This window comes from [Scytonema hofmanni] UTEX 2349 (assembly GCF_000582685.1).
Taxonomy (GTDB): Bacteria; Cyanobacteriota; Cyanobacteriia; order Cyanobacteriales; family Nostocaceae; genus Hassallia; species Hassallia hofmanni.
Map to the genome: position 1 here is coordinate 4,095,808 of NZ_KK073768.1, position 14,107 is coordinate 4,109,914.

A 14,107-nucleotide genomic window follows, 5' to 3' on the forward strand; every position below is an offset into this window, starting at 1 on the left:
ATCACTCTTAACTCTTGCTTGTTAGCCTATTGAAAGTATGTGTGCGTGGAAGAATGCCCAGGTGGTAACAATTCCTCCTAAGAGATAGTGAGCCACCCCAACAGCACGACCTTGAATAATACTCAAAGCGCGAGGTTGAATTGATGGCGCTACTTTCAATTTATTATGCGCCCAAACGATGGACTCAATCAGTTCTTGCCAGTAGCCGCGACCGCTGAACAAGAACATCAAGCTGAATGCCCAAACAAAGTGACCGCCTAAGAAAAGTAGACCATAAGCTGACAGCGCACTGCCGTAGGAGTTGATCACTTGTACAGCTTGTGCCCACAAGAAGTCACGCAACCAGCCGTTGATTGTGATTGCACTTTCGGCGAAGTTACCACCGGTGAGGTGAGACACAACTCCATCGCTGTCTACTGTCCCCCAGACATCTGATTGCATTTTCCAACTAAAGTGGAAAATTACGATCGAAATGGTGTTGTACATCCAGAATAAACCGAGGAATACGTGATCCCAACCGGATACCTGACAAGTACCCCCACGACCTGGACCATCGCAAGGAAAGCGGAAGCCGAGGTTTGCTTTGTCTGGAATCAGACGAGAACCGCGAGCAAACAGAAATCCTTTTAACAGAATTAGGACTGTGACATGAATTTGGAATGCGTGAATGTGGTGGATCATGAAGTCCGCCGTACCCAGCGCGATCGGCATCATTGCCACTTTACCGCCTACAGCCAAAATTCCGCCACCGAAAGCATAGCTAACAGGTTCTAGAGCATTGGGAGCGGTGCCGCCAGGAGCTAATGTGTGTATGTTTTGTACCCACTGAGCAAATACTGGCTGCAATTGAATTGCTGAATCTGAGAACATGTCTTGGGGACGACCCAAGGCACGCATCGTGTCGTTGTGAATGTACAATCCAAAGCTGTGGAAGCCGAGGAACATACAAACCCAGTTTAAGTGAGAGATGATTGCATCTCGGTGACGAAGCACCCGATCCAAAACGTTGTTTCGGTTCACTACAGGATCGTAATCCCGCACCATGAAGATGGTAGCGTGAGCCGCACCGCCAACGATACAGAAGGCTCCAATCCACATGTGGTGGGTGAAGATACACAACTGTGTAGCGTAGTCGGTTGCCAAGTAGGGATACGGAGGCATTGCGTACATGTGGTGTGCCACGATGATCGTTAGGGAACCTAGCATTGCGAGGTTTGTTCCTAACTGAGCGTGCCACGATGTGGTCATGTTTTCGTAGAGACCTCTGTGACCATCGCCTGTGAAGGGACCTTTATGGTTTTCGAGGATCTCTTTGATGCTGTGACCTATACCCCAGTTGGTGCGGTACTGGTGACCAGCAATGATGAAGAGAACAGCGATCGCTAAATGGTGATGAGCAATATCACTCATCCACAAGCCGCCAGTTACGGGGTTCAGACCGCCTTTGAAGGTCAAGAAGTCCGCATACTGACCCCAGTTCAATGTAAAAAATGGCGTTAAACCATTGGCAAAGCTGGGGAACAACTCGATCAATAAGTCTTTGTTCAGGATGAACTCGTGGGGCAATGGTACGTCTTTTACCGACACACCTGCATCCAAAAGCTTATTAATCGGCGCTGATACGTGGATGATGTGACCTGCCCATCCCAAAGAACCGCAACCCAGCAATACTGCTAAGTGGTGATTCAGCATCGACTCTACATTCTGGAACCATTCCAGTTTGGGAGCGCGTTTGTGGTAGTGGAACCAGCCAGCAAACAGCATTAACGCTGCCATCACTAAGCCGCCAATGGCAGTGCAGTACAACTGGAAGGAGTTTGTAATACCCCAGCCACGCCAGATTTGAAACAAGCCTGAGGTGATTTGGATACCGTGGAAGCCACCACCGACATCACCATTCAAAATATCTTGTCCCACAATGGACCAAACGACCTGAGCACTTGGCTTAATGTTCAATGGGTCGCTTAACCAGGCTTCGTAGTTGGAAAACTTCGCGCCGTGGAATATCATCCCGCTCAACCAGATGAACACTACGGCTAGGTGCCCGAAGTGTGCTGCAAATATTTTGCGGGATATGTCTTCTAAATCACTGGTATGTGTATCAAAGTCGTGGGCGAGAGCGTGAAGGTTCCAAATCCAGGTGGTGGTTTTTGGACCTTTAGCAAGGTTCCTGTCGAAGTGACCTGGGGTCGCCCATCTTTCAAATGAGGTGGGAACTGGGTCGTTATCGACTATTACTCTTGCCTTTTTCTCCTCTCGCTCTGGAGGACTTATCGTCATTCAGACCCTCCTCTCTTAACAAGGATGTGAGGAATCATTTAAACCACTTGTTGTTTTCTTGACTAAGTTGTGCTTAGTCCGATGCTCCAGAAATATCTGATAGCAGCGGTGAAGACCTCACGTGGAGATTGCTTTCTTCTGTTGAATTATAAAGTCTTATCTCCCACATTGTTGAACACAAGTTAACAATAATTAAAAATCCCTGGAGTATTTGTGGAATCTGCTTTTTCCCGGAAAGCAACTTGGACAAAAGTCAATAGCTAATTTATTTAATTTACAAACGATAACAATTCGTAAATTTTATCCCATATTCAGACGCAGTAAGCATTTTGGCTCTGTTCGGCTTTTATTTGTATTAGATTACGGCGACTACCATATTTTGCGTAAATTGCTATTAATAAATATTTGTGATCAATATGACTAATTCTGAGAAATAACTGATAAAGACCTGAAAAAAATCAGATTTACAGAAAATTTCACCTTTTGGGCTATGGTTCCGAATGCATGATTTGCGCCAAAATCAGTTGTTGAAGACTAAAACTAGGTGTAAGTCATGAAGTGGCAGACAACAGCAATAGCGAAAATCCAACCTACGATCGCTATCCTCAGGCGGCTAATAATTTTGTTACTGGTATTGACTATTACTAGTTGTGGCGAAAAAGCCGTAAGTCAAGAAGTATCCATTGAATCCAAAGAAAAGCCGCAACAGATTTCTCGGCAATTCTCTGAAGTTTCCCCACCAGCGGCAATTCAAGAACTGCGATCGTCGTTAGAAGTTTATCAACCACAAGTAACAATAGTTACTCCCCAAGCTGATGAAGTTCTCCAAGACGACAAAGTTACAGTCCGTTTGCAAGTTAAAGATTTACCAATATTTCAAGACCCAAAACTAAATCTAGGGCTACATTTAAATGTAATTCTTGATAATGAACCCTACAAAAGTATTTACGATCTCAATCAACCGCTGATTTTATCAGACTTGTCCCCAGGTACTCATACTTTGCGCGTCTTTGCTTCTCGTCCTTGGGATGAAAGCTTTAAAAATGAAGGTGCTTACGCTCAGACAACATTTCACATCTTTACGAAAACCGACGATAATAATCCCGATCCGGCACTACCCCTGATAACCTACAACCGTCCTCAAGGCATCTACGGGGCAGAACCAATTCTACTAGACTTTTATTTAACTAATGCGCCTTTACACCTCGTCGCTTCATCCAATCCCAGCAATCAAATTGCTGATTGGCGCATTCGTTGCACAATTAATGGTGAAAGCTTTGTTCTCGATCGCTGGCAGGCTATTTATCTCAAAGGCTTTAAACCTGGTAAGAACTGGGTCAAGCTGGAATTTCTCGACGATCAAGGAAATGTTGTGAAAAATGTCTTCAACAGCACAATCAGGCTGATTACCTACGAACCAAAGGGTAAAGACACTCTTTCTAAAATCGTTAGAGGTGAACTTTCAGCAGAGCAACTTCGAGCAATTATAGACCCAAATTATACTGCTAAACCGACAACGGCTGAACCAATACCGGCACCAACAGTTGAAAAAACACCGGAAACTAAGGTAGAGGAACCTCTTACTAAATCTGAATCAAGCCAGCCAAAACAAGTTGAACCTCAATTAGAGGAAACGCCAAAGTCAACGATACCAGAACAATCTCCGCAACCCGCAAAACCAAAATCAGGCGATTTTTTCAATAATCCGACACCTAAGATTCCCACTTTACAACCACCTGCGACACCATCTCCAAGTGTATCGCCAACATTACCAGAGATTATCGAGCCAAAACCTGAACCGCAATTAGAGGTAACGCCAACTCCGGAATCAACTATTTTACCAGAAAAAATCGCTCCCAATTCGCAAGAATTGGAATTAAAGGGAGGTTTTAATGGTGCTTCTCCATCTTTGAATTTACCGCTTAATCAGCCGCAAGATAGGGGATAAAGCGTGTTTGGGAATTTGTATAGCCCTCAGGCTAGAAGCCGCTGGCTCTACAAACAAAGCCCGCCTACGCGGGCTATAATTTTTCTAGTCCGCGCTGGTGAATTTAGCGCTGAAGCGCTAACTACAGTAGACTTAAGTTTAAATTTTCAGATAATGTTTCGATAAAGGCAAGTCCGGCTACGGAATTACCTACACTGTCTAAGGCGGGACTGTAGGTGGCGATCGCTCCCTGTTTTGGTACTATCGTTAAAAGGGCACCGCTAATTCCTGATTTCATCGGTAATCCAATCCGGATGCTATATTTGGCAGATGCTTCATACAATCCACAAGTTAACATCAGGGCATTGACGCAACGGCGATTTTGTGGTAAGATAACTTCGACAAAAGATAAAATCTTTCCTAGACAAGCTAAATCTTCAACTGTGCCAGAAAGACAGCAAATTTGCTCGTAAGTGTCTATGGCAGTATTCACATCATCTATATATCCAGCTTCGGCAAGATATTGAGCGATCGCTTGATTGGTTTGAGAATTAACTGAACGTACTGAAGCTAACATCGCTTCATCCAGCTTTAAGTTACAACCAGCTAATTGATTCAACCATTGACAAAATTTTTGCGTGCGACGAAGAGGATTTTTTCCTGGTAGTTTATCAGCAAGGGTAATTGCACCACTATTAATCATCGGGTTGCGAGGAAAACCGCGATCGCTAACCAGTTGCGTGAGAGAATTAAACGGAGCATCTGATGGCTGAACCCCAACCCACTGAAAAACTGTTTCCAATCCCAGATGTTCTAGCAGATATAATAGCGAAAACGGCTTAATCGCGCTCATCAAGGGAAAAACAAAGTTTGTATCCCCTGTACTGTAAGTTTGTCCTGATTTACAACAAATGTGAACCGCAAAGCAATGAGGATCGACAACAGCCAATTTAGGAATGCGGTTAGCAACTAGTCCTTGATTCGCTTGAGTTTTAGCTTCTTGTACCCAGATGGCTAACTCGGTGGTATTTAAAGAATCCAGTTTTTTCAAAATTTATATCGGGTTCGGAATAGCGAATGGGGATAATTACCAATAGCGAATTACTAATACAGATATTTTATGTACGTCCGTGTTAATTACAATTTTATTCATCTAAAGCAGCAAGTTCTTCCACTAATTCTTGAGTAGTATATTGAAAGGGAGAAACTTGATAACGAGCGAGAATATTAATAAATTCTGTCCTGTTTAATCCAGCGATTTCTGCTGCTTTTCCTTGAGATATTTCTCCCATTTCGTACCATTTGACAGCAGCAGTTATCCTCATTTCTTTGGCAAACTCATCAGGATTTTTTCTGAGAGCAGAAAAGACGCTTTCTGTAAATTCCATAGATACGGTTTTCATAATGCGGTTATTGTTATACCAAATTAAGATGAAGCTGCATAGAATCAGATTTAAAGAATTATTGACCGCAGATAAACGCAGATAAACGCGGATGAATTAATGGATTTCATGATTCTGTGCAGCCTCATATAAAATTGGTATTAAATGATAAAATAATTATATAAATTATTTTAAATCTTTTTCATCAAAATAAAAGTTATTGTGTAAATCATTTAAAATGGGATGCAATGAGAGTTGAATTTATATTCATTTTCCATATTTATCTCGATATTTTTTGATTGCCGTTTTCTGGTTTAGTTGAAGTTCTGGGGGATTTTCCATAATGGACATAAATAGGGGTTGCTGAAAAAGTAATAAAAAAGCAAGATCAGGATTGGTTAGTTATTAAGTAACCCCCAGTTAAAACTCTCTAAACTCTTATAACTTGGTGTTCTTGGCGTCTTTTCCTGTCGGAGACGCTGCGCGAACGTGGTTCATTTTAATATAATATGATCATCTCACGCACTCGTAGCAAAAGCGCAAATAAAGAATTATGACTGATGTTGCTGTAATTGGTGCTGGGATGGCAGGTTTAGTATGCGCCCAGCAGTTAAGTCAAGCTGGATACTCAGTAACAGTGGTGGAAAAGTCCCGTGGTTTGGGGGGAAGAGTTGCTACACGGCGTTTACATAATACTTGCGCGGATCATGGGGTGTGTTATTTGAAGCCGAAGGGTGAATTGTTAAGGCGTTTTGTTGAGTTGTTGAGCCGTCATCATATCCTAGAAGTGTGGACAAATGAGCCAGATGCAAATTACATTGCACCAGAGGGAATGAGTGCGATCGCTAAATTTCTCGCTCAAGGTTTAGAAATATCCCTCAATCAACGTGTGGCAGCTATCACCCCTATCGATAAGAAATGGCGTTTGACCTTTGAATCCAGCAATGAAAAATTAACCGCTGCATCAGTAGTTGTCGCTATTCCCGCACCCCAAGCTTTCACGTTATTATCACCTTTGGGCGATTTAGTCAATAAAGCTTTTCTAGATAACTTGCATTCTATAGAATTTTACCCCAGTCTGACTGTTATGGCTGGGTATCCCGCCGATTCGCAGCCACTTCCGGAGTGGAAAGCCTTAACTTTTGTTGACAATCCTGATTTGGCTTGGATTGGTTTAGATAGCAGCAAGCGTCACAATTCGCAGCAACCGCTTTTTGTCATCCAAAGTAGTGCTGATTTTGCCCAACGTTATTTAGAATCTCCTGATTTACACCCAGCGGCACAGCAAATGTTGCAAAGTGCAAGTGAGTCTGTGCAACTTTCTTGGCTGGCTACTCCCGAATGGACGCAAGTACATCGCTGGCGTTATGCTTTTCCTCGCAATCCTTGGGACAAAGCTTTTTTATCTGCGGAAAGTTTTTTACCTTTAGTGTGCTGTGGTGATTGGTGTGGTGGCAAACTTGTTAAAGGTGCCATGCTTTCGGGATTAGCCGCTGCGGAGGAAATTAATAGTAAGATGAGAAATCTACCTTTAAGCGGCTTAAATTTTTTAGAATTTCTGTAGAGACGTTCCAGTGGAACGTCTTTTGTGTGGATTTTGTGTGCAATGACGAAAAGTTAAGATATCCACTAATTTAAACCCGTTGGTGCGTGATATTAGAAGTAAGTTATGGTAAGCTAGGCAATCGCACTTACGTATCAATTAAAGGCGAACCTCAAAAGCCCTATTCAAAGAGCGTATAACCTGATTATGTTGCGCTATCAGATATACAAACTATTATTAAGTTTGGCGAAAAGTGTGAATTTGCTGCTTTGAGTAAATTTATCAAAGCGGTTGACGGTGATGAAATTATGAGACTGTGGAAATGATTCAAATTGGTTCATTGGTGCGATCGCGCAATAACAATCTGGGAATAGGCAAAGTTACTCAAATATCCGAACAATCGGTAGTTGTAGAATATTTTTGCTCCTTAGGAAAGCAAATTCAAAATACGTTACCTTTAATTTCCCTGTCTCAAGTGAGAATTCAGCGTCAAACTCGCTGTTATATCAAATTAGAAAATGAAGACAGATGGGGAATCGGTAGAATTTTCGCATGGGATGAAGATAACGATTTATATCAAATTGATTTACCAGATAAAAAGACGGTATTAGTACCTGAAGAAGAAGTTTACGTGCGTTGCGATTTACCAATTGAAGACCCAATTGATATTTTAGCGATGAAGGGTCAAGAAACGCCGTACTTCCACGAAAGACGACTTGCTTTAGTTAATTGTTTGATGTCGCAACGCGCTGTCAGTCGGGGCATGACAGGCTTACTTTCTGCTAACATTAAGCTTTATCCCCACCAAGTTGAAGTTATCCGCAGAGTTTTAGAAGACCCAATTCAACGCTACTTATTAGCTGATGATGAAGGTTTGGGAAAAACGATTGAAGCGGGTGTTATTCTTCGCCAATATTTGTTAGATGAACCCCAGGGAACAGCTTTAGTAGTAGTACCGCAATATTTACTTGAACAATGGCATCAAGAGTTAGAAAATAAATTTTATATCTCTCATTTTCCTGATAGAGTGAAAGTGGTAGCGGTGGAAGATGTGCAGAAAATTAACCGCAATGCAGATATAAATTTTGTAATTTTAGATCAAGCTGACAAAATTGCGGCAATGGCGTACTCATTTGACGCTTCACAACGCCAGAGTTTTGCGATTTACAAACACATAGCTCATAAATGCGATCGCCTACTTTTACTTACTGGTACTCCACTATTAAACCACGAGCGCGATTATCTGGCGATGCTACATCTGTTAGATCCTGACATCTATCGGATGGATGATTTGACTTCATTTCGCGCCAAAGTGCAAAACCGCGACGCAATTGGTAAAATTTTAGTTTCTTTGGAAAATGCAGATTCTGTTGGTTTGAAAGACAACTTAAATCAACTCCAAAAGCTTTTTCCCAAAGATACTTATTTACAGCATTTAGCAGACCAGCTAGAAGATTTACAAACAGCCACCGACCAAGATAAAATCATCAAAGCAATTCGCACCCACATCAGCGACACACATCGACTTCATAGACGAATTCTCCGCAATCGTCTTGCTTCGGTAGAAGATGTAATTCTTGAGAGAAATATTACACCCAAAGCCGAGTATGATTTAGATGAGCGTTCCATAGACATTCACGAATTAATTGAAAAGTGGCGTGGCGTTGCTTCCAATGAAAAAGAGTATCAGCGGATATTTTTGCTTTTATTTCTGGGTTCTGGTACTTGGTTTGGTCTTTTAGAACAGATTATCACCGCACGCTTAAAGAACGTAGCTGGCAAAGAGTTAATTCAAGATTTTGGTGATGAAAGCATTTCCATGCTTACCGACACTCCGAAATTTGCTTCTGAAGAAGAGATTTTAGAGTCTTTGCTGAAAATTGTTCGACAACCGTCAGAAGATGGCGATCGCATCGAATTACTCAAAACAGTATTACTTTACCACCTCAGCGAACGCTTTAATCTGCAATCTTATCGGTCAAATCTCAGCAAATTACTCGAACAAGTACAGCGACGGATTATAAGACCAATACCAGGTGATACACTCCCAAAAATAGTTGTATTTACCAGTTTTGCACTAGTTGGTGCAGAAATCGTTCGTTGTTTGAGAAGCAGTTTTGGTAAAGCAACTGTCGCTACTCATCAAGTCGGACAAACTCGTGCTGAAGTTGAAAAGAATCTTAAACAATTCAAAAACGATCCAAAGTGTTTTATTCTTGTTTGTGATTCTGCCGGCGAAGAAGGTCGTAGTTTACAATTTGCCGACTGGATGATTCATTTTGACATTCCTTGGTCGCCAAATAGCCTGGAAAAAAGAATCAGTAGGATAGACAGCATCTACATTACACAGAAAAGTGAGTTAACAGTATTTGCAGGTGCAGATTTAGAAGATAGTCCCCACGATGCTTGGTATCGTCTGTTAAAAGAAGGTTTAACAATCTTTCGGCAATCAATTACCAATTTTCAGTTTTATCTAGATAAAAAATTGCCGCAACTCGAAGCAAAGCTGTTTGAAACAGGAGGAAATGGACTAGTAGAAATTATAGAACAAATCCAAGATGAAATCGCCGTAGAAAAAATCAAACTGAGCCAGCAAAACGTTTTAGACGAGATTGATATTCTGGATGAAGATGCTACCCAGTATTTTACAGCATTAGATAATTATGATGCTCAATATCAAGAAATACAGCGATGTGTAGAAGGATGGATTTGTGATGCTTTAGAATTTAAGCAAGTTTATAAAACCGATTTCACTGGAATACAGCGCTACCAACCAACAATGCGTACCTTGCTTCCAGTAGATGAATTGAGAACTTACTTCAACACTTTTGCAGAGACATTTGGTACTTTTAACCGCCAATTAGCAAATCAAAATTCTGATATCAATCTCTATAGAATTGGTGAAGAGTTTCTGGAATCATTAGCATCCTATATCCACTGGGATGATAGAGGTCAAGCTTTTGCACTATGGCGTTTTGATAAATCTTGGGATAAGAGTGAAGGTAAAGAATGGTTTGGTTTTAGATTCAATTATATAATTGAAGCCAATTTAACTTACCTTAAGGATGACACCAAATATCAGATTCTCAAGCGTCGCGCTGATGGCTTATTTCCACCAATAGTCGAGTCTATTTTCGTTGATGCAGTTGAGCCTATGTCTATAGTGCAAAATGAAGAATTATTAACTATTTTGCAGCGTCCTTATAGAGGTAAAGGTGGCATTCAATACCGTGATTATAATTTAGCCAAAACTCGATTATCAATAATTGATAACTTTGTTGAAGCTAATAAATGGCAAGATTTTTGTTATCAAGCGCGTCAAAGTTCTTTGGAATTACTCCAGCAGCGTCCTGATTTTCGGGAATTGTGTGAAAAGCAGGCGAAAATTGCTGAAGATAAATTAAATAAGCGGGTTGAACAATTACAACTGCGGCTTAATCAACTTGTTGAAAACAAAGAAAGGTCAAATTCTGAGCTAGCAGAAGAAATTGAAACAGAAACTGACTTAATACAACTAATAATAGAAGGAATTCGCCATCCTTCTATTCGCCTTGATTCTGTTGGTTTTATTGTCGTTTCTGGATGTCCTCCGACTCAATCTGATGAAGAAGGTGATTATTCGTAAATTCGTAGTGAGGACTGAAGTCCTCTTCTAATTACAGCAGATTGCGTTGTTATTAAATACACGTAGAGACGTAGCACAGAATAGTCTTGTGAGCGGGTTTTAGGTTTTAGGAATGTACCTCATTTACCTAAAATCTGCTATAAGACAATAGGCTTGGTGTTAAGAATTTTTGGTACTGATTTTAGACCTGTAGAGACGCGTTAGCGAAGCGGGACGAAGTTCAATTTCGCGTCTCTCGTATTTCGGGCTTAACTGAACGGTATTGTGCTATAAGATAACGACTGAAGTCGTTACTACGTAAAGAAGAGAGATAGATAATTCTACCTCTCTATCTCAAGTCAATTTAAAAGGTAATTCTTACTTTTACCTTTTTAGTATCTGCTGGTGCCGGGTTTGTGAACAATAAAGCTGAGAATTTGGCACTGCTTAACGTTGTCAAAACCCACAACCCGAATGAAGCTGGTGGAAAATTGAGAACGGCAACCTTGAACTTCGCTCAACACTTCTTGTGTTGATTTAGCGTTGAACAAAGGCAGCTTCCACATTGTCCAGTAGAATTCGTTTGGCTCGGATTTTTCGTTAAATTCGATCGCCGGAATGTAACCTTGATCTAAGATGTACTGCACTTGCTTGGCGATTTGAGCGTCAGACAGAGGGGGCAGATAAGACAGGGTTTCGTAACGACGCTCTTTTGGTAAGGTTTGCATAGTTGGTAATAAAGTAGGGCAATTTTTGACTACAAAAATGATGGTTGTTGATTGTTAATTGTTGGTTGTTAGTTGTTAGTTGTAAAAAATTACTCATAACTACTATCCCCCAACCACTATCCACCAACATTGTACAGACGCGATTAATCGCGTCTCTACTAACTCGATGAGTTATCCAAATTTGGATCTGAAGCTGCTTGTTCTGATTCTGGGCTGGGTATCGACATATTTAATTGGGTAATTCGCTCTAAATGCTGACGACGGTGTTCTGTATTTGCTTGTTGAATACCAATACGAATCATTTCCGGTAAGAATTCGCTGACTTCGTTGGCGATATGTTCCCTGACAGTCATGATCCGCAAAGCCAAATCTGGCTTTTCTCGAAACAGACTTTGGATGTATGCTTCTCCATCCTGAATTTTGTCGGCGGAGAAGTTATGCAGCCAAAACGCCAAGGGAGGATTTGTTTCGCCAAGTTGAGTTAGCACCGTCCGCACTGCTTGATAAGTTAGGTAGCTAGAAAGCGTTTTAACTGTATCTTTTGCAATTTGTTTTAAATCCATGCTTGACCCAGCCCAAAAGAGTTATGAGTTAGAAGTTAGGAGTTATAACTTAATTTAACTCCTAACTCCTAACTTCTAACTTCTAACTTGAAATCAGACGGTATCCATTGCCTCGAACTCGAACTTGATTTCTTTCCACAGTTCGCAAGCAACAGCCAATTCTGGGGACCACTTACAAGCTTCGCGGATGACATCGTTACCTTCGCGAGCGAGGTTGCGTCCTTCGTTACGTGCTTGGATACAAGCTTCTAAAGCGACGCGGTTAGCAGTTGCGCCAGGAGCGTTACCCCAAGGGTGTCCGAGAGTACCACCACCAAATTGTAGTACGGAGTCGTCGCCGAAGATTTCTACTAGTGCGGGCATGTGCCATACGTGGATACCACCGGAAGCAACTGCCATTACACCAGGCATGGAAGCCCAATCTTGGGTAAAGTAGATACCGCGTGACTTGTCTTGTTCAACGTAGTTTTCACGTAGCAAGTCAACGAAGCCCATTGTAATACCGCGTTCACCTTCCAGCTTACCGACAACGGTTCCGGTGTGGATGTGATCGCCACCAGACATCCGCAAGCACTTCGCCAATACGCGGAAGTGGATACCGTGGTTCTTTTGACGGTCGATAACAGCGTGCATAGCGCGGTGGATGTGCAGCAATAGACCGTTCTTGCGACACCAGATAGCCAAGGTGGTGTTAGCGGTGAAACCTGCTGTCAGGTAGTCATGCATGATGATGGGCATTTTGAGTTCTTTAGCGAACTCAGCCCGTTCCAACATTTGTTCGCAGGTGGGAGCGGTAACGTTGAGGTAGTGACCTTTGATTTCACCGGTTTCAGCTTGTGCTTTGTGGATGGCTTCTGATACAAACAGAAAGCGATCGCGCCATCTTTGGAATGGTGCTGAGTTGATGTTTTCGTCGTCTTTGGTGAAGTCCAAACCACCGCGCAAGCACTCATAAACGGCACGTCCGTAGTTCTTCGCGGACAAACCGAGTTTGGGCTTGATGGTACAACCCAACAAGGGACGACCATATTTGTTTAATTTGTCACGTTCAACTTGAATCCCGTGAGGAGGTCCTTGGAAAGTCTTCAGATAAGCGACAGGAATCCGTAAGTCTTCCAAACGCAATGCACGCAATGCTTTGAAACCGAACACGTTACCTACAATCGAGGTCAACATGTTGGTTACAGAGCCTTCCTCAAACAAGTCTAGAGGATAAGCAACGTAGCAAATGTACTGATTGTCTTCGCCAGGAACTGGTTCGATGTCGTAGCAACGACCTTTGTAGCGGTCAAGGTCAGTTAATAGGTCAGTCCATACTGTTGTCCAAGTACCAGTGGAAGACTCAGCAGCTACGGCTGCACCAGCTTCTTCGGGAGGAACTCCAGGTTGTGGAGTCATCCGGAATGCTGCTAAAAGGTCTGTATCTTTAGGTGTGTAGTCTGGAGTGTAATAAGTTAATCTGTAATCTTTTACCCCAGCCTGATAACCAGATTTCGACTGAGTCTTCGTTTGCGCGTAAGACATACTTTATCCTTCCAACAAGTCAATCTTTTTTTACAAGCAAATTACGTACTGTACAATTTACCCTCACCCAGATTTTTCCCCCCAACAAATAGGCGGAAGATTCAGGAAATTTTTTCTGAAGGGTTGCTTTTAACAATGGGTAGCGGTTTCTTGTTTCACACTTAGTTCAGTTAGTAATCTTCTTCACCAGTGCAATTCAATTGGTATGAACGCAAGATGCGCGTATACTCTTCCATCGTCCCACGAATGTAAATTATTTTTTATCTCTTTTTCGCACTCCACTAAAAATAGCTCAATTGAGCGATCGCTTCAAGTAAATTCACTGGTAAAGCAAGGCTTGTATATATTACCGCTTCCTTTACCCCATATATCTTTGACCCGTTTCCGAGCAACAGACAAGGAGAAACTTTTTTTCAGAGCGGATTTAGCAGAGTCCTGAACGAAAGACAAAAATTGCACACCACGTAATTTGTATCTTGTTTCACAATATATCAATAATTCGATAAGTTATTCTTCTAATCTTCTTAACTCTTTTATTTAAATTTATTATTTAATG

At 41.8% G+C, this 14,107-nt stretch carries 9 protein-coding genes; 3 read left to right on the forward strand and 6 right to left on the reverse strand.

The genetic code is table 11. The features are described 5' to 3' along the window. Positions 1 to 21: 21 nt before the first annotated feature. Positions 22 to 2,280 (reverse strand): photosystem I core protein PsaA, encoded by a 2,259-nt coding sequence (gene psaA / locus TOL9009_RS0123445; RefSeq protein WP_029635097.1) that lies wholly within the window; start codon positions 2,278 to 2,280, stop codon positions 22 to 24. Between the two features lie 553 nt (positions 2,281 to 2,833). Here psaA and TOL9009_RS40250 point away from each other — a divergent pair. Further along, positions 2,834 to 4,228, forward strand: coding sequence for a hypothetical protein (locus TOL9009_RS40250; protein WP_051503006.1), 1,395 nt, complete (start codon positions 2,834 to 2,836; stop codon positions 4,226 to 4,228). 121 nt (positions 4,229 to 4,349) lie between these two features. Here the strand turns inward: TOL9009_RS40250 and glsA are convergent, their stop codons facing one another. Beyond that, positions 4,350 to 5,258, reverse strand: a complete 909-nt coding sequence (glsA, locus tag TOL9009_RS0123455) for a glutaminase A (RefSeq protein ID WP_029635098.1) — start codon at positions 5,256 to 5,258, stop codon at positions 4,350 to 4,352. A gap of 94 nt (positions 5,259 to 5,352) precedes the next feature. After that, positions 5,353 to 5,610, reverse strand: coding sequence for a UPF0175 family protein (locus tag TOL9009_RS0123460; RefSeq protein WP_029635100.1), 258 nt, complete (start codon positions 5,608 to 5,610; stop codon positions 5,353 to 5,355). A 532-nt stretch (positions 5,611 to 6,142) separates the two neighbouring features. On the opposite strand from TOL9009_RS0123460, the gene TOL9009_RS0123465 reads away from it, so the two are divergent. Both TOL9009_RS0123465 and dpdE read left to right on the forward strand, forming a co-directional pair. Further along, entirely contained in the window at positions 6,143 to 7,153 is a 1,011-nt protein-coding gene (locus tag TOL9009_RS0123465; RefSeq protein ID WP_029635102.1) for an NAD(P)/FAD-dependent oxidoreductase, read from the forward strand. 301 nt (positions 7,154 to 7,454) lie between these two features. Beyond that, positions 7,455 to 10,757, forward strand: coding sequence for a protein DpdE (gene dpdE / locus TOL9009_RS0123470; RefSeq protein WP_029635104.1), 3,303 nt, complete (start codon positions 7,455 to 7,457; stop codon positions 10,755 to 10,757). A 371-nt stretch (positions 10,758 to 11,128) separates the two neighbouring features. Here dpdE and TOL9009_RS0123475 read toward each other — a convergent pair whose 3' ends face one another. The 3 genes from TOL9009_RS0123475 to TOL9009_RS0123485 all read right to left on the reverse strand — a co-directional run bounded on the left by TOL9009_RS0123475 (position 11,129) and on the right by TOL9009_RS0123485 (position 13,551). After that, complete coding sequence (locus TOL9009_RS0123475; protein ID WP_029635106.1) at positions 11,129 to 11,464, reverse strand: ribulose bisphosphate carboxylase small subunit; 336 nt, start codon at positions 11,462 to 11,464, stop codon at positions 11,129 to 11,131. A 158-nt stretch (positions 11,465 to 11,622) separates the two neighbouring features. After that, a complete protein-coding gene (gene rcbX, locus TOL9009_RS0123480; protein WP_029635108.1) occupies positions 11,623 to 12,027 on the reverse strand; it encodes a RuBisCO chaperone RbcX in 405 nt (134 codons plus the stop codon). 93 nt (positions 12,028 to 12,120) lie between these two features. After that, entirely contained in the window at positions 12,121 to 13,551 is a 1,431-nt protein-coding gene (locus TOL9009_RS0123485; RefSeq protein WP_029635110.1) for a form I ribulose bisphosphate carboxylase large subunit, read from the reverse strand. Positions 13,552 to 14,107: the final 556 nt, after the last annotated feature.

Excerpts from the sequence above, each read along its gene's own strand:
- psaA (WP_029635097.1), bottom strand. The coding sequence starts at position 2,280 with ATGACGATAAGTCCTCCAGAGCGAGAGGAGAAAAAGGCAAGAGTAATA.
- TOL9009_RS40250 (WP_051503006.1), top strand. The coding sequence starts at position 2,834 with ATGAAGTGGCAGACAACAGCAATAGCGAAAATCCAACCTACGATCGCT.
- TOL9009_RS0123460 (WP_029635100.1), bottom strand. The coding sequence starts at position 5,610 with ATGAAAACCGTATCTATGGAATTTACAGAAAGCGTCTTTTCTGCTCTC.
- TOL9009_RS0123465 (WP_029635102.1), top strand. The coding sequence starts at position 6,143 with ATGACTGATGTTGCTGTAATTGGTGCTGGGATGGCAGGTTTAGTATGC.
- dpdE (WP_029635104.1), top strand. The coding sequence starts at position 7,455 with ATGATTCAAATTGGTTCATTGGTGCGATCGCGCAATAACAATCTGGGA.
- TOL9009_RS0123475 (WP_029635106.1), bottom strand. The coding sequence starts at position 11,464 with ATGCAAACCTTACCAAAAGAGCGTCGTTACGAAACCCTGTCTTATCTG.
- rcbX (WP_029635108.1), bottom strand. The coding sequence starts at position 12,027 with ATGGATTTAAAACAAATTGCAAAAGATACAGTTAAAACGCTTTCTAGC.
- TOL9009_RS0123485 (WP_029635110.1), bottom strand. The coding sequence starts at position 13,551 with ATGTCTTACGCGCAAACGAAGACTCAGTCGAAATCTGGTTATCAGGCT.